The organism is Pantoea vagans (assembly GCF_004792415.1).
In the GTDB taxonomy this organism is placed as follows: Bacteria; Pseudomonadota; Gammaproteobacteria; order Enterobacterales; family Enterobacteriaceae; genus Pantoea; species Pantoea vagans.
Genome location: NZ_CP038853.1, coordinates 2,736,932 through 2,761,916, shown reverse-complemented (window position 1 = coordinate 2,761,916; position 24,985 = coordinate 2,736,932). Strand labels below are relative to the sequence as shown.

The window sequence follows — 24,985 nt, the reverse complement described above, 5'->3', positions numbered from 1 at the left end:
CCGGTAACGTCCCGTGCTGTAAAAAGAAATCGGCTCCGAAAACGCTGGATGACGGATAAGCGAAACGCTGACGATGACAGCCGTTCAGCGCTGTCCGAAAAACGCGGGTTGATATTCACTTGTTTTCATTAATAATAAACCAGCAAACCCCACTGAGGGGGCTATGCCCCTCAGGTAATGAAATGGATAATGTGAGAGCTAAATAATGAAAGAGATCATCAACGGATTTCTGAATTTCCAGCAGAATGTGTTTCCTGAAAGGAAGGATCTTTTCAAAAGCCTGGCGTCAAATCAAAATCCGAAAGCGCTGTTCATCTCCTGTTCAGACAGCCGTCTGGTGCCGGAACTGGTGACGCAGCAGGAGCCAGGAGAGCTGTTCGTTATCCGCAATGCGGGCAACATCGTTCCCTCATTTGGCCCGGAGCCGGGCGGTGTCTCCGCTACGATCGAATATGCGGTGGTCGCGCTGGGCGTCTCAGACATCATCATCTGCGGTCACTCTAACTGCGGAGCCATGAATGCCATCGCGTCCTGCGCCTGCATGGATACTATGCCTGCGGTTGAGCACTGGCTGCGCTATGCCGATGCGGCAAAAGCAGTGGTCGAGCAGCGTGAATATGACTCGCCAGAGAAGAAGCTGAATGAGATGGTCAAAGAGAACGTGATCGCTCAGCTGAACAACATGAAGACTCATCCGTCGGTCTCCGTTGCCCTGCGTAACGGCAAGCTGCGCCTGCACGGCTGGGTTTACGACATCGAAACCGGCACTATCATGGCGCTGACTCAGGGCGGTAAGCAGTTCATCACCCTGTCTGATAATCCTGATGCCAGTTTTGAGTAATGCCTTTCACCCGCTGCGTTATGCAGCGGGTATTTTCCGATCTTCCGCACAGATAACCCCTTAAAACGACGCTTATTTTCAGCATTTCCCCCGTGATTTATCTATGCTTGCTTAAACCTTCCTGACACAAGCGAGTTGATCATGCGTAAAACGTCCGTTGCTACTCTGCTGGCAGTTTCTACACTGTTGCTCAGTGGATGTACTTCTCATGTTGCAGACAAGCAGCACTATTCGGGTTTCCTGGCAGATTACAGCCAGCTGAAGCCCTCTGAATCGGCCAACGGCGAACCGACCCTGCGCTGGATTTCTCCCGACTATAAGAGCAGCCAGTATCAGGATGTGCTCTATACACCGGTCGTATTCTATCCGGCTGCACGGCCTACGGCTCGCGTCAGTCAGCAGACGCTGGATCAGATACGCAGTTACACCGATATTCAGTTGAAAGGGGCGATAGCCACCCGTCTGCCGCTGGTTAATCAGGCTTCGCCGCATACTCTTAAAGTGCGTGCGGCGATCACCGCCGTCTCGGCAGAGAACGAGGGCGTACAGTTTTACGAAGTGGTGCCGATTGCGGCAGTCGTCGCCAGTACGATGGCGGCATCAGGCCACCGAACTCAGAACAGTGAACTGTTTCTGGAGGTTGAAGCCAGCGATGCCGTGACGGGCAAACCGTTGATCCGGGTTGTGCGAAAAGCCTTTGGCAAAACGGTCAGTAACAGCACGACGCCAATCACCTTTGATGATCTGAAGCCGGGTATTGATACGCTGGTTCGTGACACGGTGAGTTTCAACGCGCCATAACCTTTCGGGGCGGCACATCCTTGTCGCCCTGTTTAATCTTTTGTAAATCCTCAGGTTCACCACGCAGCGGATGACTACGCTTAAGGGCACGCTATCCCGTCAGGAGAACCTTATGACCCGTTTTTCGACTGCTCTTATGCTCGGCGGCGCGCTGTTCTGCGCATCGCCACTGTTTGCCGCTGACGTAAAGGTCGAGGTATTGCAGGATAAGTTACAACATCCATGGTCTGTTGCCTTCCTGCCCGACAACAAAACGCTGCTGATTACCGAGCGTAGCGGAGCGCTGCGCAGCTGGAGTCCGGAGAGTGGCCTGTCTCAGCCGATTCAGGGCGTGCCAAAGGTCTGGGCAGAACGGCAGAGTGGCCTGCTGGACGTGGTGCTGGCACCCGATTTTGCGACCAGCCGTCGCGTCTGGCTCAGCTACACCGAGGCGAACAGCAGCGGCAAAGCAGGTGCCGTCGTGGGCGTCGGGACGCTGAGTCCGGATAACCGGCAACTCAGCGATTTCCGCGAGGTAGTCCGGCAGACGCCGATGCTCTCCAGCGGCAACAATATCGGCACCCGGCTGGCGTTTGATACGCAGGGCTACCTCTGGATCGCATTCGGCGATAATTTTGTCAGCAGCGCCGCGCAGGATCTCGATAAGCTGCAGGGCAAACTGCTGCGGCTGAACGCCGATGGCAGCGTGCCGGACGATAATCCGTTTGTGAAAAAGCCCGGCGCGCGGCCAGAGATCTGGGCCTATGGTCTGCGTAATCCGCAGGGACTGGCGCTCAACCCCTGGACCGGCACGATATGGGAAAATGAACATGGCCCGCGCGGTGGTGATGAAGTGAATATCATGAGCCGTGGCAAGAACTACGGCTGGCCGCTGGCGACGTACGGCATTGATTACAGCGGCGATAAAGTGCCGGAATCAAAGGGCACCCATGCTGCAGGCACCGAACAGCCGCTTTATCACTGGAAGGATTCGCCGGCCATCAGCGGCATGGCGTTTTATAACAGCGCGCGTTTTCCGCAGTGGAAGAATTCCGTGTTTATCGGGGCACTGAAAGAGAAAAACCTGATCCGTCTGAGTCTCAACGGCGAAAAAGTGGTGGAAGAGCAGCGCCTGCTGGGCGATCAGAAGGCGCGAATCCGCGATGTGCGGCAGGGACCAGATGGCTGGCTCTATGTGCTGACCGATGAGGCCAATGGCAGGCTGCTGAAAGTGGGATTAGCGCAGGACGCTGGCGCGTCCCGCGGCTAAGGAGCTGGCCTGGCAGACGATTTTATTTGTCAGTCTGGACCTGAGCCGTGCTCACAATCTTCACGTACTCCATGTATGCGCTGGTTGCTGCGCGCGGTCCGTGTCCAGACTGCCCAAAATAATGATGCCTGCCGGGACAGGCGCTGAGTCAGCGTGCCCAGCGATAAACCTGCCAGCCGCGGTTTAGCGCTTCCTGGTGCAACTGTTCATCCGGGTTGATAACGTGGGCATGATCGGCCTGTTGGAGGAGCGGCAGGTCGTTCATGGAGTCGCTGTAAGCCCAGGTGCGGTCAAAGTTCTCCTCCTGCTGCAGCGCTTTCCAGTCACCCAGGCGGGTCACTTTACCCTCTTTATAGGTCATGGTGCCGTAAGTGTTGCCGCTGTAGCGCTCATCCACGATCTCAACGCCAATCGCCAGCGCGCCGCAGGCACCCAGCTTCTCGGCAATTGGCACCACCAGATGTTCGCCACTGGCGGAGATGATCATCACTCTGTCACCGCGTGCCCGGTGCCACTCAATGCGCTCGCGGGCGGCAGGATAAACGCGTGGCATGATGTCGCGATGAATGAAGCGGCGCACCCAGCCTTCAACGGTCAGTGTTGCCATGCCTGCCAGCGGCGAGAGTGTTTTATTCATGTATTCTTCAATCGACAGCGTGCCGGCATAGTACTGGTTCATCAATGCCTGTTCCTGATCAATCAGTTCGCTGGGGGCAAATCCCTGTGATACCAGCCAGCGCAGCCACAGGCTGGTGCTGTCTTCACAAATCAGTGTTTCATCAAGATCAAAAAGGGCTAAGTCCATGGTCGGTCTCCTCGGCTGACTGGCTTTCAGGTTAGCCGATAATTGTGACGGGCTTAACTCTTCTGCGAAAAATCGGAATTTCACGCAGTTTTGAAAGTGACAGACGCGGGGAAAAGCGGCACGCGCGCGGCGCTTATGCCAGGGTTACTCTACTAAACTCTAAAAAACTTTACGATTCGACGGTTTTTTTCGATGCCGGCAACGGTTAGCGTTTGAGTGAGAATTTTCTGCCCCTGGAATTTCGATTTAACAAGGACAATCCGGCCAAGCCCATGACAAACACTCGCTTCACATCTCGCCTGCGGCACCTCGTTGCCACCTTATTACTGATTATCGCCCCCATCAGTGCTTTTGCTGAGCAGGCTCCCGCTGCGCCTGGCATTGATGCTAAAGCGTGGATTCTGATCGACTACGCCAGCGGTAAAGTGTTAACCGAATCCAGTGCCGATCAGCGTCTCGATCCTGCCAGTCTGACCAAGATGATGACCAGCTACGTGGTCGGTCAGGCGATTAAAGCGGGCAAAATCAAACCGGATGACCTGGTTACCGTGGGACAGGATGCCTGGGCGACCGGCAATCCTAAGCTGCGTGGCTCTTCGCTGATGTTCCTCAAGCCGGGCGATCGGATACCGGTTCATGAGCTGAACAAAGGGATTGTGATCCAGTCAGGCAATGACGCCTGTATTGCGCTGGCGGACTATGTGGCGGGCAGTCAGGATTCGTTTATCGGCCTGATGAACAACTATGTGAAGGCGCTGGGACTGCAGAATACCCACTTTATGACGGTGCATGGTCTGGATGCAGAAGGGCAGTACAGTACCGCGCGTGATATGGCGCTGATTGCTCAGGCGCTGATCCGTGATGTGCCTGAAGAGTACGCACTGAATAAAGAGAAAGAGTTCACTTTTAATAAGATTCGCCAGATTAACCGCAACCGCCTGTTGTGGAGCACCAACCTTAAGGTGGATGGTGTCAAAACCGGTCACACCTCCGGCGCGGGCAATAACCTGGTGGCTTCCGCGACCGAAGGCGACATGCGTCTGATCTCGGTGGTGCTCGGCACCGCCAGCGACGCGATTCGTTTCCGCGAAAGTGAAAAGCTGCTGACGTGGGGCTTCCGTTTCTTTGAAACGGTCACGCCGATTAAAGCGGATGCGCCGTTTGCGCAGCAGCGGGTCTGGTTTGGTGACAAAAGTCAGGTGAATCTGGGCGTGGCGAAAGATGCCGCGCTGACCATCCCGAAAGGGCAGATGAAGAACCTGAAGGCGAGTTTTAAACTCACAACGCCACAACTCGAAGCGCCGCTGAAGAAGAATCAGGTGGTCGGCACCATCGACTTCCAGTTAGACGGTAAGACGATTGAGCAGCGTCCGCTGGTGGTGCTGCAGGATGTGCCGGAAGGCGGCTTCTTCAGCCGGATGATTGATTTTGTGATGATGAAGTTCAACGGCTGGTTCGGGAAGTGGCTGTCATAAGTGAGCAGGGACGCTGATGCGTCCCTGAGACAGTTGATTAATGTGTTCCGTAAGCTGTAAGACAGAGCCTGCTCAGGGAACACGGTCAGATCGGAAAGACGCTAAGGCCAGTCCCTGACATGCTCGGCCCGCGCGATTACGCACCTCATCCCTGAGGTGCGCCCGTTACCGGGCCAACGCTTTGCGTTGTTCAAAAACGCGCCCGGCGTTTTTATCCGGGCGGCGGGACGCTTTCCTCCTCTGCCCGTGTTCCCTTCGGGTTAAGCTTATCGATCGCTGTGAGATCCTGACTCAGGCTTATGAGCAGTCCCTTTCTTAATTCTGTGTCAAGCCCTTACGAATCGGTACGGCAAACAATGCCCGATAGAGCGGGTTGATCACCGCCAGCATCCGCTCACCATAGAACTGCCACGCCAGATGCGACGCCAGACAACTTAGCAGACCCACCAGGAACCCACCCAGCATATCCATCGGCCAGTGAACACCCAGGTAAACCCGCGACCAGGCGATGGCGCAACCCGCCACCATCAACACCACACCCGACCAGAGGCGATGCCAGAAAATAAAGGCCAGCGCAAAGGTGAAAATCGTGGTGCCGTGATCGCTGGGATAAGAGTCATCGGCAGCGTGATGCAGGAACTGATAACCGTAGCCAATGGCGAAAGGGCGGGGATGCGGCAGCAGATGGCCCACACACCAGGAGATCGCCAGCGCATAAATCAGCGCCATACCCGTTTTCAGTACCAGTACCCGCTGCGAAGAAACCTGATCGCGCGGTCCCCAGAGCCACATCGCGACGATTAACAGTGGCACGATGGCGATCAAATCTCTGGCAATAAAGGTCGCCAGCTGCAGCAACCAGGCGGGTGACGCCGGTGTGGCATTGATGGCAGTAAACAATGCGTGGTTCAGCTCTTCCATTTCGGGATAAATTCCTCAGCAGACAGGCCGGTCATCAGCTTCAGGCAACATCCGGTCACCCAGGCACGATAACAGCGGCAAATAAACGTTCAGCGACAGCGCGCCCGACCAATCAATCAGCACAATTTGCTAATTTAACAGAGCGCTATCCTGCTTTTTGCCGGGCAGTTCGTCTACGGAAAGGCTCTTAATTTCATAATGAGTTGCACAACTGTTTAAGTTTTATGACGGTTTGAGAAGTGATTTCAGTGTGGAAGCGCGGGATCGGACGAAAAAAAGGCATAAAAAAACCCGCCGGGAAAAAGACCAGCGGGCTCCACAATTTGGGGATTTCAAAGAAAAGCAGTGGCACTTATTATGACTATCGCTTAACAATAAAGTTCTGGACGTCAGCAAAAAAATTTTATAGGGGCAGTATTGGCCAGATAATCACAATCAGCGTCCCCGCCAGTGTCAGTAATACGTTGGCGATCGCATAAGTTCCGGCATAGCCCAGCGCGGGAATATTACTGCGTGCCGTATCGCTGATGATCTCCATGGCCGGTGCGCAGGTTCGCGCGCCCATGATGGCTCCAAACAGCAGGGCGCGGTTCATCCGCAACACATAGGCACCAAACAGATAGCAGATGATCACCGGAATCAGGCTCACCAGCAGACCGCACAGCAGCATCAGCGCACCATCGCTGCTCAGCCCGTGATTAATCCCGCTGCCGGCACTTAATCCTACGCCCGCCATAAACACCATCAGGCCAAACTCTTTGACCATGGTAAGCGCGCCCTGCGGAATATAACCAAAGGTCGGATGGTTGGCGCGCAGGAAGCCGAGCATGATACCGGCGAACAGCAGACCCGCTGCGTTGCCAATACCAAAACTGAAATTGCTGAACTGAAACGTAATCAGACCAATCATCAGACCCACGATAAAGAATGCGCAGAAGGCCAGGAGATCGGTCATCTGACTGTGAATCGCGATAAAGCCGATGCGATCTGCCACGCTTTTCACCCGTCGCGCCTCGCCGCTGACCTGCAGCACATCACCTTTGTTGAGCATGATGCTGTCGTCGATCGGCATCTCAATCTGACTGCGTATTACCCGGTTGAGGAAGCAGCCGTGATCGGTAAGGTTTAACTTGCTGAGGCGTTTGTTCACTGCGTTGTGGTTCTTCACCACGATCTCTTCGGTGACGATGCGCATATCCAGCAGATCGCGGTCAAACACCTCTTTGCCGTTACGGAAACTGGGGTCGAGCCGGGCATGTGCATCGGGATAGCCCACGAGCGAGATATCATCACCAAGCTGCAGCACCGCATCCCCATCGGGACTGGCGAGAATACCGTTGCGGCGGATACGCTCAATGTAACAACCTGTCTGACGATAGATACCCAGCTCGCGCAGGTTTTTGCCGCCGCTCCACGCCACCAGTTCCGGACCCACGCGATAGGCGCGGATCACCGGCAGAAAGACTTTACGCTGGCTGTCGGCATCCAGTCCGCGTTCCCGCGCAATCTGCTGCGCACAGGTCGGCAGATCCTGATGTTGCAGACGGGGCAGGTAGCGTGCCCCGAAAATCAGACTGACCAGGCCGATCAGATAGGTCACAGCGTAACCGAGGCTCAGCTGATCCTGCATCAATCCAAGCTGCTTTGGATCGCTGATGCTTTGCCGCAGGGTATCGCCTGCGCCGACCAGCACCGGCGTTGAGGTCATCGACCCGGCCAGCATGCCGGCGGTGAGCCCAATATCCCAGCCAAAGAGTTTACCCAGCCCCAGTGCCAGCAACAGCGCGCTGACCACCATGACGATGGCGAGCATGAAATAGTTTTTGCCGTCGCGAAAGAAAATAGAAAAAAAGTTGGGACCCGCTTCAACACCAACACAAAAAATAAACAGCATAAAGCCCAGACTCAACGCATCGGTATTGATCGCGAAGTGCTGCTGCCCTAATAAGAGCGAAACCACTAATACGCCAATCGAATTTCCCAGCTGAACCGAGCCAAGACGCAACTTGCCCAGACAGAGGCCGAGCGCCAAAACGACAAATAATAACAAAATGTCATTTCCGCTTAACAATCCTGCGACGTTAATATTCACTGTTTAACTTCTTGTTTACGTGTAACCTGTTGAAGAGTGGCCTGTTTTTCGCTATCGTGATCAGGCCGTTGAGGTTCTGTTGTATCAACACTGCAAATGGAACCGTTATCGCGGCGCTATTCTAATCACAAATATCTTATACAGCTATTAGCTGTTTTCATTCGTTGCCACAACGAACTGTTTCTTTTTATTTCCACCAGAACGCATCAGGGATATCAGCAGGTTATTGTCGGGGTTACTTTTAATCAGTGGGGTGGTATGCCGCAGCGTTCTTATCTCTGGACTACCCGCCTGTGCGGCGTGGTGTTGTACAGTCTGGTGTTTGTTTTTACCTGTCATTTCTGGCAGGTCGGTCCCGGCCCGCTTCGTGGTCAGCCCGAATTACTGCTCTTTATGTTACCTGGCATTGTGATGGCGTTGATGCAGGTGGAAAGCCCGTTAAAAAGCACGCTGCTGATGGGGCTCTGGGGAACGTTGCTGGCAGCACTGCTGCTCAATAACAGCCTGTTTATTCACAGCAGCGGACTGTTTGCCATCGCGTGGAGTCTCAGCGCGCTGTTCTGGGCTGGCTGCGGGGCGTTGCTGGTACGGTTAATGCAGATTGTGATGGCGTCACTCAACTAACACGGTGCCCGATGGCTGACGTCAGCCAGAAAGCAAAAAGGCGAGACAGGAAAATCCTGCCTCGCCTTTTTCATTCCGGTTATCTGCGCTTACGCGACAAATCCCAGATTCTCTTTGGTCCAGGCCGCAAACTCGGTGTAACCACCGATATGTTTTTCGTCCACGAAAATCTGCGGTACGGTGCTGACCGGTTTACCGGCGCTGGCTTCCAGATCGGCTTTAGTAATGCCTTCTGCATTAATATCAACATACTGATAGCTAAAGTCATCGCGCTCCGCGGTCAGTTTGTCGGCCAGTTCATGGGCACGGACACAGTAGGGACAACCCGGACGACCAAAAATAACAGCAATCATTGAGAACTCCTTGCAGCGACGATTATGTGATGTGTATCACATAATCAAACAGAGAATGGCAACCATCATGCCCGCTCGTATCGCTTAAGGAAAGCAGGATTTGCCTGTTAGTCTGATGCCCGCACGCTATTGCCGCCGTTCAGGAAGCGTCTGAAACAAGGGCTTTTTCAAGACGGCAGCCCGTGTAACCCGCGCAATTTTTGGGTTGTTGACCATAATTGACGCTCAGTAAGCCGTAAAGGCAGGAGGATGTGATGCAGAGTGTGGCCAGATTACCCCGGTTTATCGTGGTGCTGGAAGCGGCTGGAGGCCTGTTAATTCTGGGTGCGCTGCTGCTGATTAACCACTGGCTGCCGCTGCCAGATAAGGCTGATGCCAGAACGCTGGCTACCGTGCTGTTCATCGCTGGCGTGGTGCTGATGCTGCCTGCTGCCTGGCTATTGATGTGGCGCACCGCGAAAGCTATCGCGCCACAGCTGTTCAATCAGATTGATAAAAAAAGATAATGTTGCTGGAGACTTTATGACACCGACCATTGATTTACTGTGCAGCCACCGTTCAATCCGCGCCTTTACTGACCAGCCGGTCAGCGAAGCCCAGCGTGAAGCGATTATTAATGCGGCGCAATCGGCGTCCACATCCAGCTTTTTACAGTGCTCTTCTATTATCCGTATCACCGACAAAGCGCTGCGTGACAAGCTGGTGACGCTGACCGGCGGACAGACGTGGGTCGCAGATGCACCTGAGTTCTGGGTTTTCTGCGCGGACTTTAACCGCCACCTGCAGATTTGCCCGGATGCGCAGCTGGGCCGTGCCGAGCAGTTGCTGCTGGGCTGCGTCGACACCGCCCTGATGGGACAGAACGCGATGGTCGCAGCAGAGTCGCTGGATCTGGGGGGGGTCTTTATCGGCGGGATCCGTAACAGCATCGCGGAAGTGACCGAACTGCTTGGCCTGCCAAAATTTGTGCTGCCGCTGTTTGGTTTCTGTCTGGGGTATCCGGAATCAAAGCCGGACGTCAAACCGCGTATGCCGCATGCGATGCTGGTGCATGAGAACCGCTATCAGCCTCTGGATCCGGCAGTGCTGGCGGAATATGACAGCCGCACAGAACTCTACTATCAGCAGCGCGACAGCAACCAGCGCAGCGAAACCTGGAGCGAGCTGATCCAGCGGCTGATCATTAAAGAGACGCGTCCGTTTATGCTCGATTATCTGCATCAGCAGGGCTGGGCCACGCGTTAATCCACAAAGGGAGAGCTGCGATGAAGATAGCCATTCTGTCGCGCGATGAGACGCTCTACTCCAGCCGACGATTGCGTGACGAGGCCGCCGCTCGCGGCCACGTGGTACAAATCATCGATCCGCTCTCCTGCTATATGAATATCAATCCCGCCTCACCGGCGGTTCACTATTGTGGTGAACCGCTGGGCCATTTCGATGCCGCTATCCCGCGCATCGGCAACGCCATTACCTTTTATGGCACGGCAGTGCTGCGACAGTTTGAGATGTGCGGCAGCTATCCGCTGAATGAGTCCGCCGCTATTACCCGCACCCGGGATAAATTGCGCTCGCTGCAGCTGCTGGCACGTGAAGGCATCGACATGCCAGTCACCGGCTTTGCCTCGTCGCCCGATGACACTGACGATCTGATCGCCATGGTCGGCGGCGCGCCGCTGGTGGTTAAGCTGGTAGAAGGGACGCAGGGCATTGGCGTGGTGCTGGCGGAAACGCGTCAGGCGGCAGAGAGCGTTATCGATGCTTTTCGCGGCCTGAACGCCCATATCCTGGTGCAGGAGTTCATTAAAGAAGCGCAGGGTCGTGATATTCGCTGTCTGGTAATTGGTCATGAGGTGGTGGCTGCGATTGAGCGGGTAGCGAAAGAGGGCGATTTCCGCTCTAATCTGCATCGCGGCGGTAAAGCGTATCCGGTAGCGATCACGCCACAGGAGCGGCAGATCGCCGTGAAAGCAGCGGCCACGCTCGGTCTGGAAGTCGCCGGTGTCGATATTCTGCGTGCCCATCGCGGTCCGCTGGTGATGGAAGTGAACGCCTCGCCCGGGCTGGAAGGCATCGAAACCAGCAGCGGCCTTAACATTGCCGCGCTGATGATTCAGCGAATTGAGCAGCAGGCCATCCCCGGGCTCCGTCCTAAAACCGCTGGCTGACACGCGCTTTTCAGCAGTTTTCATGGCATCGCCGCGCATTTTTCCGTAAGCTAAGTCGCCTGTTTATCACCCCACTGGGATTTTACGATGGATTCTCTTGTCGTTCCGGATATCGACCTGCTGCGTCGCTGGCTGGATCAGCAAAATATCACCTGGTTCGAATGCGATGCCTGTCAGGCACTTCATCTGCCGCACATGCAAAACTTTGATGGGGTGTTTGACGCCAAAATCGATCTGGTCGACAACGTCATTCTGTTTTCGGCGCTGGCTGAAGTGAAGCCGACGGCGCTGATTCCGCTGGTCGGCGATCTGTCGCAAATCAATGCCAGTTCACTGACGGTGAAAGCCTTTATCGACATTCAGGATGATAATCTGCCGAAGCTCATTGTCTGTCAGTCAATGACCACCACCGCCGGATTAACCTTTGGTCAGTTCTCACAATTTATGAAACAGAGTGAAGAGCAAATCTCCATGGTGATCCTGGAGGCCTTTGCCAATAATCTGCTGATTGTGGGTGAAGAAGAAGAGCACGTTCCGGTGACCAGCGTTCATTCTGTGCTGCACTAAGCCCGATAGGGTCGCCCACTAAGCCGTCCCTGAGACGGCTTTTTTATGCCCTGCATCTGCCAACCTGATAATTTTTTATTCTGCATTTTGCCCTTTACCGCCAGATATTTGTCGTGGTTTATGCCATGAAAGCCGAACCTCATAGCTCAGACATGCATAAAATATCGCTTTCAGGCGTTTTTTACGCTGGGGTCTGGTGAAGCCTGACCGGGGGGGCTATGCTTGCGGGGCTGTAACAGACGTGTAACTGCGTCCCAGCTATAGGATTTTGCTATTAAACTCCCGCTGAATAATGATTCATTGTGTCACTGACGTCTTGTACAGAACGCAATGCAGGGATCTCAGGTTTGCAGCGTTGAAATGACCCGCTCAGGAGGATGGAAAAATATGTTCAACTCACGTCAGAAATGGCTGTCAGCTGTAGTAGCTGCTGCGCTGATGGCCGCGTCGGCCAGCAGTATGGCGGAAGATAAAACGCTGCACGTCTATAACTGGTCCGATTATATTTCGCCAGATACCGTGCCGAACTTTGAAAAGCAGTCCGGCATTAAAGTGGTCTACGATGTGTTTGACTCCAACGAAGTGCTGGAAGGCAAACTGATGGCGGGCAGCACCGGCTACGATGTCGTGGTGCCATCTTCCAGCTTCCTGGCGCGTCAGCTGCAGTCCGGCGTATTCCAGCCACTGGATAAGAGCAAACTGCCGAACTACAAAAACCTCGATCCGGCGCTGATGGAAAAAGTGGCGCAGCACGATCCGGGTAACAAATATGCCATTCCTTATCTGTGGGGCACCACCGGTATCGGTTACAACATCGACAAGGTTAAAGCCGCACTGGGCGCCGATGCGCCGGTCAACAGCTGGGATCTGGTGCTGAAGCCGGAAAATCTGGAGAAGCTGAAAAGCTGTGGCGTCTCCTTCCTGGATGCACCGGAAGAGATCTTCGCCACCGTGCTCAACTATCTGGGCAAAGATCCGAATACCTCGGATGCTAAAGAGTATTCCGGCGCAGCGACCGACCTGCTGCTGAAACTGCGTCCGAATATCCGCTACTTCCATTCGTCGCAGTACATCAACGATCTGGCTAACGGCAACATCTGCGTCGCCATCGGCTGGTCGGGCGATATTCTGCAGGCGAAAAACCGTGCCGATGCGGCGAAAAACGGCGTGCATCTGGGCTACAGCGTGCCGAAAGAGGGAGCTCTGGCCTTCTTCGATATGATGGCGATCCCGAAAGATGCCAAAAACCTCGACGGTGCCTACGCCTGGCTTAACTACATCATGGATCCGAAAGTGATCGCCGATGTCTCCAACAAAATGAACTACGCCAACGGCAACAAAGCGTCGCTGCCGCTGATCAATGCCGATGTCCGCAACAACCCGGGTATCTTCCCGACGCCAGAAGCGATGTCGAAATTGTTCGTGCTGAAAGTCCAGGATCCGAAACTGGATCGTGTGCGTACGCGCGCATGGACTAAAGTAAAAAGTGGTAAGTAGTTCGTCCCTAACGGATTGACCTGTCACGCATCAGCAACAGAGGCGCAACCCCGGCCTCTGTTGTGCCATTTTTAGCGGCGGATTTTGCCGCCATGTTCCGCCTGGCTCCGGAGAGAACCCTTTGTGAACGATGCCATTCCCCGCCCTCAACATAAAACCGCAAAGGCTTTAACGCCGCTGCTGGAAATTCGCAATCTGACCAAATCCTTTGACGGCCAGCACGCCGTGGATGATGTTAGTCTGACCATTTATAAAGGTGAAATCTTCGCTCTGCTGGGCGCATCGGGCTGTGGCAAATCCACGCTGCTGCGTATGCTGGCCGGTTTTGAGCCGCCCACCAGCGGCCAGATTGTGCTGGATGGACAGGATCTGTCGCACGTTGCTCCCTATCAGCGTCCGATCAACATGATGTTCCAGTCTTACGCGCTGTTTCCGCACATGACGGTGGAGCAGAACATCGCCTTTGGTCTGAAGCAGGATCGGCTGCCGAAAGGGGAGATCACCAGCCGCGTCGCCGAAATGCTGGCGCTGGTGCATATGCAGGAGTTTGCGAAACGCAAACCGCATCAGCTTTCTGGTGGTCAGCGTCAGCGCGTGGCGCTGGCCCGCAGCCTGGCGAAACGGCCCAAACTGCTGCTGCTTGATGAGCCGATGGGCGCGCTGGATAAGAAGCTGCGCGACAGGATGCAGCTGGAAGTGGTCGATATTCTGGAGCGTGTGGGCGCGACCTGCGTGATGGTAACGCACGACCAGGAAGAGGCGATGACCATGGCGGGCCGTATCGCGATTATGAATCGCGGTAAGTTCGTGCAGATTGGCGAGCCGGAGGAGATTTACGAGCATCCGACCAGCCGCTACAGCGCCGAATTTATCGGGTCGGTTAACGTCTTCGAAGGCTTACTGCGTGAACGTCAGGCAGATGGCCTGGTGATCGACAGTCCCGGCCTGATGCATCCGCTGAAAGTCGATTCCGATGTTTCGGTAGTGGATAACGTGCCGGTGCATGTCGCGCTGCGCCCGGAAAAAGTGATGCTGTGCGATGAAGTACCCGCCGATGGCTGTAACTTTGCGGTGGGCGAAGTGGTTCACATCGCCTATCTCGGCGACCTCTCGATTTTCCATGTCCGTCTGCATAGCGGGCAGATGATCAGCGCACAGTTGCAAAACGCGCATCGCTACCGCAAAGGGTTGCCGACCTGGGGTGATGAAGTCCGCCTCTGCTGGGAAAGCGACAGCTGCGTGGTGTTGACGGTTTAAGGAGCGGCTATGAGCCAGATTTTCCAACGCGCTAAAGCGCCCGCCCGCCTGGTCGGCACGCCGCTGCAACGCTGGGCCACGCGGGTAAAAATGCAGCATGGCCGCAAGCTGGTGATCGCACTGCCTTATGTCTGGCTGGTGCTGTTATTCCTGCTGCCGTTTCTGACGGTGCTGAAGATCAGCTTCGCGGACATTGCGCGAGCGATTCCCCCTTACACCGAGCTGGTGAGCTGGGCCGACGACCAGTTCAGCATCGTGCTCAACTTTGGCAACTACCTGACCCTGACCGACGATCCGCTCTACATCGACGCCTATCTGCAGTCGCTGAAAGTGGCGGCGATCTCCACGGTAATCTGTCTGCTGATTGGCTATCCGCTTGCCTGGGCCGTGGCACACAGCAAACCCTCGATGCGCACCATTCTGCTGCTGCTGGTGATCCTGCCGTCGTGGACCTCGTTTCTGGTGCGCGTCTACGCCTGGATGGGCCTGCTGAACAACAACGGTATTCTGAACCGCTTCCTGCTGTGGCTGGGCGTGATCGACCATCCGCTGGTGATCCTTTACACCAACACCGCGGTCTATATCGGTATCGTCTACTGCTATCTGCCGTTTATGGTGCTGCCAATCTACACCGCGCTGACCCGTATCGACTACTCGCTGGTGGAAGCCTCACTGGATTTGGGGGCGCGTCCGCTGAAGACCTTTTTCAGCGTGATTGTGCCGCTGACCAAAGGCGGCATTATCGCCGGGTCGATGCTGGTGTTTATCCCGGCGGTGGGGGAGTACGTGATCCCTGAACTGCTGGGTGGCCCGGACAGCATCATGATCGGTCGTATCCTGTGGCAGGAGTTCTTCAATAACCGCGACTGGCCGGTGGCCTCCGCGCTGGCGGTGATTATTCTGCTGATCCTGATTCTGCCGATCATCTGGTTCCATAAGCATCAAAACCGTGAAATGGGAGAGAAGGCATGAATAATTTGCCAACCATCCGCTCGCCCTGGCGAACCGGCATTCTGGTCTGCTGCTTCCTGTTCCTCTATGCGCCGATGCTGCTGCTGGTGGTTTACTCCTTCAACAGCTCACCGCTGGTAACGGTGTGGGACAGCTTCTCATTCCACTGGTACAAAGTGCTGTTTGAGGACAGCGCGATGATTGACGCGGTGCTGCTGAGTCTGAGCATTGCCGGGCTGTCGGCCACCATGGCGGTGGTGCTGGGTACGCTGGCGGCGGTGATCATCGTGCGCTTTGGTCGCTTCCGCGGGCACAACGGTTTTGCTTTTATGCTGACGGCGCCGCTGGTGATGCCCGATGTGATCACCGGCCTGTCGCTGCTGCTGCTATTTGTGGCCATGGGCAACGCTTTTGGCTGGCCGAGTGAGCGCGGTATGCTGACCATCTGGCTGGCGCACGTCACCTTCTGTACCGCCTATGTGGCGGTGGTGATTAACTCGCGTCTGCGTGAACTGGACCGCTCAATCGAAGAGGCGGCGATGGATTTAGGTGCGACGCCGCTGAAGGTCTTCTTCGTCATTACCGTGCCGATGATTGCGCCGGCGATTGTGACCGGCTGGCTGCTGGCATTTACCCTGTCACTCGACGATCTGGTAATCGCCAGCTTTGTGACCGGTCCGGGCGCCACCACGCTGCCGATGGCGATCTTCGCTACCGTACGCCGCGGCGTGAACCCGGAAATCAATGCGCTGGCTTCCCTGATCCTGTTTGTGGTTGGTTTAGTCGGTTTTATCGCCTGGCGATTCATGGCGCACGAAGAAAAACAGCGTTTAAGCGATATTCAGAAAGCTAAACGTGGCTGAAATCCGTAACCTTTGCCACTATATGAACGGGCCGGTTTAACCGGCCCGTTTTTCGATCAGGTGGAGTCAGGGACTATGTCAGAAATCTTCAAAAGCAGTGCAACGCTTTCAGACGCACCGGTTCCGGTGACGGTCGCGGGCATTGCCATTATTGCGACCCGCTGCCTGAGCGTACTGATGCTGGCCAATGAGCTGGGTTACAGTGAAATCGCCAACTTTGTTCATCGCAGCGCTCAGTCCTGGGACTCGACGCTTATCTTTATCGCCAGCCAGCTGATCTTCCTGTTCGAACTGCGCTGCGCCTTTACCCTGATGCGCGGCAGTAACCGTGGCCGCTGGGGCTATGTAGCCACGCAGGGGGTTGTGCTGATCTATATGCTGTTTGCCTCGCTGGGCGGGATTTACCCCGAGATTTTCAGCATTGATGGCGACAACAACGTCCAGATTATCCACCACACCCTGTCGCAGAAAATCCCCGATCTGGTCGTGCTGATGCTGCTGTTTCTGCCTGCCAGCAGCCGCGCTTTTTTCAGAAAGCGGTGATACAATCGCGCTCCGCCCGACCCCATCGTTAAGGCTTTACCATGCACTGCGCGCTTTATGACGCTAACCGTTGCCGCTCCTGTCAGTGGCTGGAAAAACCCTATCCCACTCAGCTGAACGACAAACAGTCGATGCTGGAACAGCTACTGGCTGAGCAGCCGGTTGCGGCCTGGTTACCGCCGGTAACTTCAGCGCAGCAGGCATTTCGTAACAAAGCCAAAATGGTGGTCAGCGGTAGTGTGGAGCGTCCGGTGCTGGGTCTTGTTCACCGTGATGGTGAGCCTGTCGATCTCTGCAACTGCCCGCTCTATCCCGCCAGCTTCCAGCCGGTGTTTGCAGCGCTTAAGCCTTTTATCGCCCGCGCCGGGCTGACGCCCTACAACGTGGCGCGCAAACGTGGTGAACTGAAATTCCTGCTGATTACCGAAAGCCAGCAGGGCGGCATCATGCTGCGCTTTGTCCTGCGCTCAACCGCCAAACTGGAACAGCTGCGCGCGGCATTGCCGTGGCTGCAACAGCAATTGCCGCAGCTGGCGGTGATTTCGGCCAACATTCAGCCGGTGCACATGGCGATTCTGGAGGGCGAAGAGGAGATTGCGCTCACGCCCGATCAGTCGCTGGCTGAGAACTTCAATGGCGTGCCGCTGTGGATCCGCCCGCAGAGCTTCTTTCAGACCAACCCGCAGGTTGCCAGCGCGCTCTATGCCACTGCGCGCGACTGGGTGCGTGCGCTGCCGGTTAACAGCATGTGGGATCTCTTCTGCGGCGTAGGCGGTTTTGGCCTGCACTGCGCGACACCGGAAATGGAACTGACCGGCATCGAGATTAGCGCTGAGGCGATTAAATGCGCCCGACGTTCTGCTGAGATGCTGGGACTGGAAAAAGTGCAGTTTGCGGCGCTGGATTCGACGGCGTTTGCCACCGGACGCGACGCGGTGCCGCAGTTGGTGCTGGTGAATCCGCCACGCCGTGGGATGGGTGAGGCGCTGTGTGTCTATCTCAGCCAGATGGCCCCGGATTATCTGCTCTATTCAAGCTGTAATCCGCAGACCATGGCGCAGGATATTGCCCGGCTGAATGACTATGAGGTCACGAAGGTGCAGCTGTTCGATATGTTCCCGCACACCGCGCATTTTGAAGTGCTGACGCTGTTAACCCGCCGTCAGCACTAAGTCCGGAGCTTCAGCCGGTCATTACTCCGGGAACCATTTCTGATTAATCTGCTGCCAGCTGCCGTTAGCTTTCAGTTCGGTCAGCGCCTGATTGAACCGATCGCGCAGCGCCGTATTGCCTTTACGCACGGCAATGCCGAGGCCGGTACCAAAGTAGTCTGCATCCGTGACATGTTCACCGATCGTGGCGAGATCCGGATTGGCCTTTAGCCACTGATTCACTACCGCGCTGTCGCCAAACACGCCATCCAGCCGGCCACTCTTCATATCCAGAATCGCATTCTGATAGCTGTCATACGCCACCACTTTCACTTCCGGATGCTTATCCTGCAGGTACTTCTGGTGGGTGGTGCCGTTTTCAACGCCGATGCGCTTTTCTTTCAAATCACCGAAGCTGCTGAACCGGCCTTTCGGCACGATCACGATGGCAGAATTAGCGTAATAAGGCTGGGTAAAATCGACCTGCTTGCTGCGCTCCGTGGTGATATCCATACCGGAAATCACGGCGTCATAGCGACGGAACTTCAGTGACGGGATCAGGCTGTCGAAGGCATTGTTAGTGAAGGTACACTCCGCTTTCATCTGCTGGCACAGCGCTTTAGCCAGATCGATATCAAATCCGACAAGGTTATTTTCTTTGTCCAGAGATTCAAAGGGCGGATAGGTTGCTGAAGCAGCGAAGCGAATCGTTTCCGCGGCCTGGGCGGTCACCGCCAGCGAAGCCAGCGCAGCAGCGATAATCCATTTTTTCATTTTATGATTCCTGTGATGTGGTCAGCCAGAGAAGGCGATACCCTGCCATAAAATGAATTTTTATGCAATTAGTGTGATTTTTCAGGCGAAAAGGGCGAGGGGCTCGCCCGGTATTCAGTTACGTCGTTCAAAGGCCAGGGCGCGTTTTTCGATCAGGCGCATCATCAGCGTCAGCAAACCGTTAACGCAGAGATAAATCAGACCCGCCGCGGCATAGACCGTGATGTCGTAGGTGCGACCATAGAGTAGCTGGCCGTGGCCCATGACTTCCATCAGGGTGATGGTGTAGGCCAGCGAGGTGCCTTTAAACACCAGCACCACTTCATTGGAGTAGGAGGAGAGGGCGCGTTTAAATGCATAAGGCAGCAGAATGCGCAGGGTGTCTTTGCGGCTCATGCCGAGTGCCGCGCACGACTGCCACTGTCCGGAAGGAATCGCCCGGACCGCACCGTAAAACAGCTGCGTGGTGTAAGCCGCACTGTTCAGCGATAGTGCCAGCATCGCGCACAGCCACGGCTGCGACAGTAAATGCCACAGCCAGGGGATCTGCTGGATCGAGGGGAACTGTCCCGGACCGTAGTAGATCAGGAAGATCTGCACCAGCAGCGGCGTACCGGTAAACAGCGTGATAAATCCTTTTACCAGCGGATTCAGCACCGGCGTCTTCAGCGACAGTACCACGGTGAAGAGCAGCGCGAGCAGCAGTGCTACCACCAGCGAGGCCACCGTCAGCGTCAGGCTGGTGTGCAGCCCTTTCATGAGTTCGGGCAGATAGGCCAGCATTAGCTGTTCCCCCGTTCAAAGCGGGTGGTGCGCAGTTCGATGCGGCGTAACACCGCCTGGCTGAACAGCGTAATCACTAAGTAGATCGCGGCCGCCACTAGGAACCAGGTAAACGGCTCCTGCGTGCGGGTGGCGATACTTTTGGTTTGCAGCATCAGGTCATTGACGCTGATTAGCGAGACCAGTGCGGTATCTTTTAGCAGTACCAGCCACTGATTACCCAGACCGGGCAGGGCATGACGCCACATCTGCGGCATAATCAGCCGGAGAAAAATGGCCGACTTTTTCATGCCCAGCGCCTGTCCCGACTCCCACTGACCGACCGGCACCGCTTTGAGTGCCCCGCGCAGCGTCTGTGAGGCGTAGGCGGCATAGAGCATCGCCAGCGCAATCACACCGCAGAGGAACGGACTAACATCGAAATTCTCAATCTGCATCTGAACCGGCAGCGTAAACAGCCCGAAGTTCAGCGTGAAACCGTCAGAGAGGGTGAGCAGCAGCTGTGAGGCGCCAAAATAGATAAACAGCACCACCAGAATTTCCGGCAGGCCACGGATCAGTGTTACCAGACCGGTGCCAATCCACGCCAGCGGTCTCAGGCGCAGTGACTCCCAGCCAGCGAATATCATCGCCAGCACCAGGCCCGCGATGAGAGCACAAACAGCAAGGCCGACGGTCATCCCGGCGGCGCTTGCGAGGGTCATCATTTCATTCATCAGAGATTACTGCTGGAACCATTTGCTGTAGATGGTTTTGTACGTGCCATCTGCTTTGATCTTATCCAGCGCGCCATTGAATTTAGTCTGCAGATCGGTGTTACCAGTGCGTACCGCAATGCCCAGGCCAGTACCAAAGTAGGCTTTATCCGTCACTTTGTCGCCGACGGCAGCCAGCGCAGCATTCTGCTTCAGCCACTCGTTAACCACGGCGGTGTCACCGAAGACAGCATCAATACGGCCGTTTTTCAGATCCAGCACCGCGTTCTGATAGCTGTCGTAAGGCACGATGGTGATGTCGCTGTGTTTATCCGTCAGGTATTTCTGGTGAGTGGTGCCGTTCTGAACGCCAACCCGCTTGCCTTTCAGCGCTTCAACACTGGCAACTTTGCCTTTCTGAGCAACAAACAGCGCCGAGTTGTCGTAGTAAGGCTTGGTGAACAGGACCTGTTTCTCACGATCCGGCGTGATATCCATGCCCGCCATCACCGCATCAAAGCGACTGAACTTCAGGCTTGGGATCAGGCTGTCGAACGCCTGGTTAGTGAAGGTGCAGGTTGCGTCGATCTCTTTACACAGCGCGTTAGCCAGATCGACATCAAAGCCCTGAATCTTGTTATCGGCATCCACAAACTCAAAAGGAGGATAAGAGGCTTCGGTCGCAAAACGAATCGTCTGTGCCGCGGTAGCACTCAGGCTAAAACCGGCAAGCAGTGCAGCAAGTACCATTTTTTTCATTTTTAGCATCCTGACTTAGTGCGAAAGATAGTGAGCAAACGCCTCGGTTTGCGGCTGTGTAAAGCGGCTGGCATCGCCCTGTTCCACAATGTGACCGTTCTCCATGTAAACAACGCGGCTGGCCGTTTTACGTGCCACTTCCACTTCATGGGTCACAATCACCTGAGTAATGCGGGTCTGCGCCAGTTCGCGAATGATACTGACAATCTGTGCGGTAATTTCAGGGTCCAGCGCGGCCGTCGGCTCATCGAACAGCAGCACCTGCGGCTCCATCATCAGCGCGCGGGCAATGGCCACACGCTGCTGCTGACCCCCGGAGAGGTGCAGCGGAAAGCGATCGCTATAGGGCGTCAGCCGCAGCCGGTCAAGCAGCTTATCGGCGCGAGCGCGGGCGTCGCTTTTACTGAGGCCCAGAACACGGCAGGGTGCTTCGATCAGATTCTGCAGCACGGTCAGATGTGGCCAGAGATTATATTGTTGGAACACCATGCCGACGTTCTGACGCAGTTCGCGAATCGCAGCATCAGACGGTTTCTGCGTGAAGTCGAACTGATTGCCGGCAATCTGCAACTGACCTGAACGTGGCTGCTCCAGCAGATTAAGTACCCGCAGCAGCGAACTTTTGCCCGCACCGCTGGGCCCCAGCAGCACCAGAGTCTCGCCTTGCGGACACTCAAGGTTGATGTCAAACAGCGCCTGATGAGCACCGTAGAAGCAGTTTATTGCGTTTAGTTGAATACTCATGCGCCAGATTTGAATAGCTATTAGTGTCGCGGATTTTAACGTCACCAGAATAGTTATGCAATTAAGGTGGGTTAAAATTTGTAAAACAGCAGGTAAACAGCAAAAGCTTAGCACAATATCATGCGCTGTCTGGCTACAACCAAAGGCCGCAGGGCGGGCAGCGGCAATAAAAAAAGCGCAGTCACCTGCGGTGGCTGCGCTTCTCATAACCGTTAAATCTTAATTATTTTTTTGATTTTTCAAGCATCTGGCTCAGGCTGCCACCCTCGGCATGTGCAGGGTTCGCCATGTAGCGCACGTCGTCAACGACCCAGCAGGTGCCCTGATGGATCATCAGCACTTCATCCTGCCACTGTTTGCCGTCGCGGCTCAGATCGACCCGCAGCGGAATGTTGCGTGCATCACGGTTCGGGATGGTGGAGGCATCGGCGACGCTGGCAGCCGTCGGACCCTGTGACAGGCTGGAGAAGAGATCGCCATTGCGCCACTGTGAGCCAGCATTGCTGCCGCTGGCCGCCTGCAGGGAGTGATAAAGCGCATCACTCAGGTAAGGGCGATATTTTGCCAGCGTGTTGCTGTCGGGCAGGCCCTGCGTGGGCTGTTCGACACGCAGGTCATAAAACTTCTGGGCTACCTGGTCAGGACCGCCTTCAATGCAGGGAGCGGTTCGCGGGCCATTATCCTTAATGACTGGCTCAACGGTGGTACAGGCGCTGAGCAGCAGGGCCGCCGGGATCATTAGCGCAAACGCGTTGTTTCTCATCTCGATTTCCTTATGGTTCTCTGGCAAGGTGCCCTTTTTAGCATAGAGTATAGCCGTGCTTTTTAGTCGAAAGAGCCTTAGCCCGATTTTCAACAAGGAGAATGCGATGAAATTTTCAACAACCCCAACGCTGGAAGGTCACAGCATCAGTGAATATTGCGGCGTGGTTACCGGAGAGGCGATTCTGGGGGCCAACATCTTCCGTGATTTTTTCGCGGGTATCCGTGATGTAGTCGGTGGCCGTTCCGGCGCGTATGAGAAAGAACTGCGTAAAGCGCGGGAGATCGCGTTTGAAGAGCTGGAAGAGCAGGCAAAATCACTGGGTGCCAACGCGGTGGTCGGTATCGACATTGATTACGAAACGGTCGGCAAAGATGGCAGCATGCTGATGGTCAGCGTCAGCGGTACGGCGGTGATCATTCGTTGAAACGCGGGCTGTGGCTGATACTGGCGCTGCTGCTGGCGGGCTGTCACTCCGGGATGGAATCCCGTGACGGCTACTGGGCCGATCTGCGGTATCCGGCGCAGGGCGCGCGACCGCGGGTGAAGGTGATTGTGGTCCACTACACCGCCGAAGATTTTTCTTCGTCGCTGGCGACGCTCACCGATCGGGAAGTCAGCGCCCACTATCTGATTCCCCGCCAGCCGCCACAGCGCGCCGGTAAAGGCGTTATCTGGCAACTGGTGCCGGAGCAGCAGCTTGCCTGGCATGCCGGGCCCAGCTTCTGGCGTGGAGCCACCCGCATCAATGACACCTCGATTGGCATTGAGCTGGTGAACCGGGGTTATCGTCGGACGCTAACCGGCCTCGAATGGCAGCCCTTTACCGCCGCCCAGATTACCACGCTGGAGGCGCTGGTGCGGGATATTGCACAGCGTTATGGCATCCCACCAGAAAACATTGTCGGTCACAGTGATATCGCGCCGCAGCGTAAGCAGGATCCTGGCCCACTGTTCCCGTGGCAGCAGCTGGCACAGCGCGGACTCGGTGCCTGGCCTGATGCCGGACGTGTGCAGTTTTATTTAGCGGGTCAGGATCCGCACGCGCGGGTGCCTGTACAGCTGCTTATGGAAAGTCTGCAACGCTACGGTTATGCAGTGACAGCGGGGATGAGTGCGCATGAGCAGCAGAAGGTGATTGCCGCGTTTCAGATGCATTTCCGGCCTGCGGATTATCGCGGTCAGCCCGATGCCGAAACCGCCGCGATAGCTGCCGCGCTACTGGAGAAGTATGGCGCGGCGGAATAGCGGATTACTGTTGGAGAAACGCCTTCCAGTGGGCGACAACCTGCTCCAGCGCCGCACGGTCAGCATCCAGATGAGTGACCAGCCGGGTACGTGTTCCCACGCTGATTAGCACGCCACGTGCCTTCATCCACTCGCCTAAGGGTTTGACCTGGGCTTCCGGCACCGCCACAAACAGCATGTTGGTCTGCTGATCGATGACGCTGACGCCCAGCTCATGCAGCTGCTGTCCCAGCCAGGCGGCATTGTCATGATCCTCCTGCAGTCGCGCCACGTTGTGCTCTAGCGCATAGAGACCCGCCGCCGCCAGAATACCGACCTGACGCATGCCGCCGCCGGTCATTTTGCGCCAGCGACGGGCGCGCTCAATCAGCGCCGTGTCGCCGCACAGCAGCGAACCGACGGGCGTGCCCAGACCTTTAGAGAGACAGATGGTGAGGGTGTCGCAGTAGCGGGCAATCGTCGCCAGCGTGGTCTTCTGTGCCACTACCGCGTTGAAAATGCGTGCGCCATCAATGTGCAGCGCCAGCTTGTGCTCGCGGGTAAAGGTCCAGGCCTGTTCCAGGTAATCCAGCGGCAGCACTTTACCGTGATGGGTGTTCTCCAGACTCAGCAGGCGGGTGCGTGCAAAGTGAATATCATCCGGCTTAATGGCCGCTGCCACCACATCGAGCGGCAGGGTGCCATCATCGGTGGCCAGCACCGGCTGCGGCTGGATGCTGCCCAGCACCGCCGCACCGCCCGCCTCATATTTGTAGTTGTGCGCCTGCTGACCGACGATATATTCATCGCCGCGCTCGCAGTGGCTGAGCAACGCCACCAGGTTTGCCTGGGTGCCGGTCGGGAAAAACAGCGCTGCGGCTTTGCCGCTCAGCCGTGCAGCTTCCGCCTCCAGCGCATTCACGGTGGGATCGTCACGGTAGACGTCATCACCGGTTTCGGCTGACATCATCGCGCTTAACATGGCGGCGCTGGGCCGGGTCACGGTATCACTGCGTAAATCGATCACCTTATGCTCCTGAACGTGGCGGAAGACAAAAAAAAGGCGGGCATCGCGCCCGCCT

28 protein-coding genes are annotated in these 24,985 nt (G+C 55.9%); 17 read left to right on the top strand and 11 right to left on the bottom strand.

Going from position 1 to position 24,985, the window contains the following annotated elements:
• The first annotated feature begins 205 nt into the window (after nt 1-205).
• The 3 genes from EGO56_RS13050 to EGO56_RS13040 all read left to right on the top strand — a co-directional run bounded on the left by EGO56_RS13050 (nt 206) and on the right by EGO56_RS13040 (nt 2,891).
• The gene (locus EGO56_RS13050) at nt 206-841 is read left to right on the top strand and encodes a carbonic anhydrase (RefSeq protein WP_013357268.1); all 636 of its coding nucleotides are present in this window, start codon (nt 206-208) and stop codon (nt 839-841) included.
• 141 nt (nt 842-982) lie between these two features.
• Complete coding sequence (locus tag EGO56_RS13045) at nt 983-1,642, top strand: DUF3313 domain-containing protein (RefSeq protein WP_135909572.1); 660 nt, start codon at nt 983-985, stop codon at nt 1,640-1,642.
• 112 nt (nt 1,643-1,754) lie between these two features.
• Nucleotides 1,755-2,891 (top strand): PQQ-dependent sugar dehydrogenase, encoded by a 1,137-nt coding sequence (locus EGO56_RS13040; protein WP_135909570.1) that lies wholly within the window; start codon nt 1,755-1,757, stop codon nt 2,889-2,891.
• A 148-nt stretch (nt 2,892-3,039) separates the two neighbouring features.
• Here EGO56_RS13040 and EGO56_RS13035 read toward each other — a convergent pair whose 3' ends face one another.
• Nucleotides 3,040-3,696, bottom strand: coding sequence for an HAD family hydrolase (locus EGO56_RS13035; protein WP_135909567.1), 657 nt, complete (start codon nt 3,694-3,696; stop codon nt 3,040-3,042).
• Between the two features lie 272 nt (nt 3,697-3,968).
• Here EGO56_RS13035 and EGO56_RS13030 point away from each other — a divergent pair, with 272 nt between their 5' ends.
• On the top strand, nt 3,969-5,171 hold the full coding sequence (locus tag EGO56_RS13030) for a serine hydrolase (protein WP_135909565.1): 1,203 nt from the start codon (nt 3,969-3,971) through the stop codon (nt 5,169-5,171).
• Nucleotides 5,172-5,486: 315 nt separating this feature from the next.
• Here EGO56_RS13030 and ybjG read toward each other — a convergent pair whose 3' ends face one another.
• On the bottom strand, nt 5,487-6,092 hold the full coding sequence (gene ybjG / locus EGO56_RS13025; protein WP_135909563.1) for an undecaprenyl-diphosphate phosphatase: 606 nt from the start codon (nt 6,090-6,092) through the stop codon (nt 5,487-5,489).
• Nucleotides 6,093-6,495: 403 nt separating this feature from the next.
• Entirely contained in the window at nt 6,496-8,184 is a 1,689-nt protein-coding gene (locus EGO56_RS13020; protein WP_013357276.1) for an aspartate:alanine antiporter, read from the bottom strand.
• 258 nt (nt 8,185-8,442) lie between these two features.
• On the opposite strand from EGO56_RS13020, the gene ybjM reads away from it, so the two are divergent.
• On the top strand, nt 8,443-8,808 hold the full coding sequence (gene ybjM / locus EGO56_RS13015; protein ID WP_033782470.1) for an inner membrane protein YbjM: 366 nt from the start codon (nt 8,443-8,445) through the stop codon (nt 8,806-8,808).
• A gap of 89 nt (nt 8,809-8,897) precedes the next feature.
• On the opposite strand, the gene EGO56_RS13010 is transcribed toward ybjM, so the two are convergent.
• Nucleotides 8,898-9,161 carry a GrxA family glutaredoxin gene (locus tag EGO56_RS13010; RefSeq protein WP_003849263.1) on the bottom strand — a complete coding sequence of 88 codons (264 nt, stop codon included), beginning with the start codon at nt 9,159-9,161 and terminating at the stop codon, nt 8,898-8,900.
• Nucleotides 9,162-9,415: 254 nt separating this feature from the next.
• Here EGO56_RS13010 and EGO56_RS13005 point away from each other — a divergent pair, with 254 nt between their 5' ends.
• The 10 genes from EGO56_RS13005 (at nt 9,416) to rlmC (ending at nt 18,179) form a co-directional block, all read left to right on the top strand.
• Nucleotides 9,416-9,667 (top strand): DUF1418 family protein, encoded by a 252-nt coding sequence (locus EGO56_RS13005; RefSeq protein WP_135909561.1) that lies wholly within the window; start codon nt 9,416-9,418, stop codon nt 9,665-9,667.
• A 16-nt stretch (nt 9,668-9,683) separates the two neighbouring features.
• A complete protein-coding gene (gene nfsA, locus EGO56_RS13000) occupies nt 9,684-10,406 on the top strand; it encodes an oxygen-insensitive NADPH nitroreductase (RefSeq protein ID WP_135909559.1) in 723 nt (240 codons plus the stop codon).
• A 20-nt stretch (nt 10,407-10,426) separates the two neighbouring features.
• Complete coding sequence (gene rimK, locus EGO56_RS12995) at nt 10,427-11,329, top strand: 30S ribosomal protein S6--L-glutamate ligase (protein ID WP_135909557.1); 903 nt, start codon at nt 10,427-10,429, stop codon at nt 11,327-11,329.
• Nucleotides 11,330-11,416: 87 nt separating this feature from the next.
• Nucleotides 11,417-11,896, top strand: a complete 480-nt coding sequence (locus EGO56_RS12990; protein WP_135909555.1) for a YbjN domain-containing protein — start codon at nt 11,417-11,419, stop codon at nt 11,894-11,896.
• 387 nt (nt 11,897-12,283) lie between these two features.
• Nucleotides 12,284-13,393 carry a spermidine/putrescine ABC transporter substrate-binding protein PotF gene (potF, locus tag EGO56_RS12985; RefSeq protein WP_010669743.1) on the top strand — a complete coding sequence of 370 codons (1,110 nt, stop codon included), beginning with the start codon at nt 12,284-12,286 and terminating at the stop codon, nt 13,391-13,393.
• Between the two features lie 123 nt (nt 13,394-13,516).
• A complete protein-coding gene (potG, locus tag EGO56_RS12980; RefSeq protein WP_013357281.1) occupies nt 13,517-14,650 on the top strand; it encodes a putrescine ABC transporter ATP-binding subunit PotG in 1,134 nt (377 codons plus the stop codon).
• A 9-nt stretch (nt 14,651-14,659) separates the two neighbouring features.
• Complete coding sequence (potH, locus tag EGO56_RS12975) at nt 14,660-15,622, top strand: putrescine ABC transporter permease PotH (RefSeq protein ID WP_003849283.1); 963 nt, start codon at nt 14,660-14,662, stop codon at nt 15,620-15,622.
• Entirely contained in the window at nt 15,619-16,464 is an 846-nt protein-coding gene (gene potI / locus EGO56_RS12970) for a putrescine ABC transporter permease PotI (protein ID WP_013357282.1), read from the top strand. The genes potH and potI overlap by 4 nt, the downstream gene beginning before the upstream one ends.
• A 75-nt stretch (nt 16,465-16,539) precedes the next feature.
• Complete coding sequence (locus EGO56_RS12965; RefSeq protein ID WP_013357283.1) at nt 16,540-17,007, top strand: YbjO family protein; 468 nt, start codon at nt 16,540-16,542, stop codon at nt 17,005-17,007.
• A gap of 41 nt (nt 17,008-17,048) precedes the next feature.
• Complete coding sequence (gene rlmC / locus EGO56_RS12960; RefSeq protein WP_135909553.1) at nt 17,049-18,179, top strand: 23S rRNA (uracil(747)-C(5))-methyltransferase RlmC; 1,131 nt, start codon at nt 17,049-17,051, stop codon at nt 18,177-18,179.
• 21 nt (nt 18,180-18,200) lie between these two features.
• Here the strand turns inward: rlmC and EGO56_RS12955 are convergent, their stop codons facing one another.
• From EGO56_RS12955 to EGO56_RS12930, 6 genes are all read right to left on the bottom strand, one after another.
• Nucleotides 18,201-18,932, bottom strand: coding sequence for an arginine ABC transporter substrate-binding protein (locus EGO56_RS12955; RefSeq protein ID WP_135909551.1), 732 nt, complete (start codon nt 18,930-18,932; stop codon nt 18,201-18,203).
• A 114-nt stretch (nt 18,933-19,046) separates the two neighbouring features.
• Complete coding sequence (artM, locus tag EGO56_RS12950) at nt 19,047-19,715, bottom strand: arginine ABC transporter permease ArtM (protein ID WP_135909549.1); 669 nt, start codon at nt 19,713-19,715, stop codon at nt 19,047-19,049.
• Nucleotides 19,715-20,431 carry an arginine ABC transporter permease ArtQ gene (artQ, locus tag EGO56_RS12945; protein ID WP_003849293.1) on the bottom strand — a complete coding sequence of 239 codons (717 nt, stop codon included), beginning with the start codon at nt 20,429-20,431 and terminating at the stop codon, nt 19,715-19,717. The genes artM and artQ overlap by 1 nt, the downstream gene beginning before the upstream one ends.
• A gap of 6 nt (nt 20,432-20,437) precedes the next feature.
• A complete protein-coding gene (artJ, locus tag EGO56_RS12940) occupies nt 20,438-21,169 on the bottom strand; it encodes an arginine ABC transporter substrate-binding protein (RefSeq protein ID WP_135909547.1) in 732 nt (243 codons plus the stop codon).
• Between the two features lie 15 nt (nt 21,170-21,184).
• Nucleotides 21,185-21,913: an arginine ABC transporter ATP-binding protein ArtP gene (artP, locus tag EGO56_RS12935; protein ID WP_013357289.1), complete on the bottom strand. Its 729-nt coding sequence runs from the start codon at nt 21,911-21,913 to the stop codon at nt 21,185-21,187.
• Between the two features lie 223 nt (nt 21,914-22,136).
• Nucleotides 22,137-22,676, bottom strand: coding sequence for a lipoprotein (locus EGO56_RS12930; protein ID WP_135909545.1), 540 nt, complete (start codon nt 22,674-22,676; stop codon nt 22,137-22,139).
• A 106-nt stretch (nt 22,677-22,782) separates the two neighbouring features.
• Between EGO56_RS12930 and EGO56_RS12925 the strand changes: the two genes are divergently transcribed.
• Together EGO56_RS12925 and EGO56_RS12920 are read left to right on the top strand one after the other, a co-directional pair.
• A complete protein-coding gene (locus EGO56_RS12925; protein ID WP_033782490.1) occupies nt 22,783-23,103 on the top strand; it encodes a heavy metal-binding domain-containing protein in 321 nt (106 codons plus the stop codon).
• On the top strand, nt 23,100-23,924 hold the full coding sequence (locus EGO56_RS12920) for an N-acetylmuramoyl-L-alanine amidase (RefSeq protein ID WP_135909543.1): 825 nt from the start codon (nt 23,100-23,102) through the stop codon (nt 23,922-23,924). The genes EGO56_RS12925 and EGO56_RS12920 overlap by 4 nt, the downstream gene beginning before the upstream one ends.
• 4 nt (nt 23,925-23,928) lie before the next feature.
• Here the strand turns inward: EGO56_RS12920 and ltaE are convergent, their stop codons facing one another.
• The gene (ltaE, locus tag EGO56_RS12915; RefSeq protein ID WP_135909541.1) at nt 23,929-24,930 is read right to left on the bottom strand and encodes a low-specificity L-threonine aldolase; all 1,002 of its coding nucleotides are present in this window, start codon (nt 24,928-24,930) and stop codon (nt 23,929-23,931) included.
• Nucleotides 24,931-24,985: the final 55 nt, after the last annotated feature.

What these genes read in the sequence shown, in the direction of transcription:
- EGO56_RS13050 (WP_013357268.1), top strand. Translation starts at nt 206, where the DNA reads ATGAAAGAGATCATCAACGGATTTCTGAATTTCCAGCAGAATGTGTTT.
- EGO56_RS13045 (WP_135909572.1), top strand. Translation starts at nt 983, where the DNA reads ATGCGTAAAACGTCCGTTGCTACTCTGCTGGCAGTTTCTACACTGTTG.
- EGO56_RS13040 (WP_135909570.1), top strand. Translation starts at nt 1,755, where the DNA reads ATGACCCGTTTTTCGACTGCTCTTATGCTCGGCGGCGCGCTGTTCTGC.
- EGO56_RS13035 (WP_135909567.1), bottom strand. Translation starts at nt 3,696, where the DNA reads ATGGACTTAGCCCTTTTTGATCTTGATGAAACACTGATTTGTGAAGAC.
- EGO56_RS13030 (WP_135909565.1), top strand. Translation starts at nt 3,969, where the DNA reads ATGACAAACACTCGCTTCACATCTCGCCTGCGGCACCTCGTTGCCACC.
- ybjG (WP_135909563.1), bottom strand. Translation starts at nt 6,092, where the DNA reads ATGGAAGAGCTGAACCACGCATTGTTTACTGCCATCAATGCCACACCG.
- ybjM (WP_033782470.1), top strand. Translation starts at nt 8,443, where the DNA reads ATGCCGCAGCGTTCTTATCTCTGGACTACCCGCCTGTGCGGCGTGGTG.
- EGO56_RS13010 (WP_003849263.1), bottom strand. Translation starts at nt 9,161, where the DNA reads ATGATTGCTGTTATTTTTGGTCGTCCGGGTTGTCCCTACTGTGTCCGT.
- EGO56_RS13005 (WP_135909561.1), top strand. Translation starts at nt 9,416, where the DNA reads ATGCAGAGTGTGGCCAGATTACCCCGGTTTATCGTGGTGCTGGAAGCG.
- nfsA (WP_135909559.1), top strand. Translation starts at nt 9,684, where the DNA reads ATGACACCGACCATTGATTTACTGTGCAGCCACCGTTCAATCCGCGCC.
- rimK (WP_135909557.1), top strand. Translation starts at nt 10,427, where the DNA reads ATGAAGATAGCCATTCTGTCGCGCGATGAGACGCTCTACTCCAGCCGA.
- EGO56_RS12990 (WP_135909555.1), top strand. Translation starts at nt 11,417, where the DNA reads ATGGATTCTCTTGTCGTTCCGGATATCGACCTGCTGCGTCGCTGGCTG.
- potF (WP_010669743.1), top strand. Translation starts at nt 12,284, where the DNA reads ATGTTCAACTCACGTCAGAAATGGCTGTCAGCTGTAGTAGCTGCTGCG.
- potH (WP_003849283.1), top strand. Translation starts at nt 14,660, where the DNA reads ATGAGCCAGATTTTCCAACGCGCTAAAGCGCCCGCCCGCCTGGTCGGC.
- potI (WP_013357282.1), top strand. Translation starts at nt 15,619, where the DNA reads ATGAATAATTTGCCAACCATCCGCTCGCCCTGGCGAACCGGCATTCTG.
- EGO56_RS12965 (WP_013357283.1), top strand. Translation starts at nt 16,540, where the DNA reads ATGTCAGAAATCTTCAAAAGCAGTGCAACGCTTTCAGACGCACCGGTT.
- rlmC (WP_135909553.1), top strand. Translation starts at nt 17,049, where the DNA reads ATGCACTGCGCGCTTTATGACGCTAACCGTTGCCGCTCCTGTCAGTGG.
- EGO56_RS12955 (WP_135909551.1), bottom strand. Translation starts at nt 18,932, where the DNA reads ATGAAAAAATGGATTATCGCTGCTGCGCTGGCTTCGCTGGCGGTGACC.
- artM (WP_135909549.1), bottom strand. Translation starts at nt 19,715, where the DNA reads ATGCTGGCCTATCTGCCCGAACTCATGAAAGGGCTGCACACCAGCCTG.
- artQ (WP_003849293.1), bottom strand. Translation starts at nt 20,431, where the DNA reads ATGAATGAAATGATGACCCTCGCAAGCGCCGCCGGGATGACCGTCGGC.
- artJ (WP_135909547.1), bottom strand. Translation starts at nt 21,169, where the DNA reads ATGAAAAAAATGGTACTTGCTGCACTGCTTGCCGGTTTTAGCCTGAGT.
- artP (WP_013357289.1), bottom strand. Translation starts at nt 21,913, where the DNA reads ATGAGTATTCAACTAAACGCAATAAACTGCTTCTACGGTGCTCATCAG.
- EGO56_RS12930 (WP_135909545.1), bottom strand. Translation starts at nt 22,676, where the DNA reads ATGAGAAACAACGCGTTTGCGCTAATGATCCCGGCGGCCCTGCTGCTC.
- EGO56_RS12925 (WP_033782490.1), top strand. Translation starts at nt 22,783, where the DNA reads ATGAAATTTTCAACAACCCCAACGCTGGAAGGTCACAGCATCAGTGAA.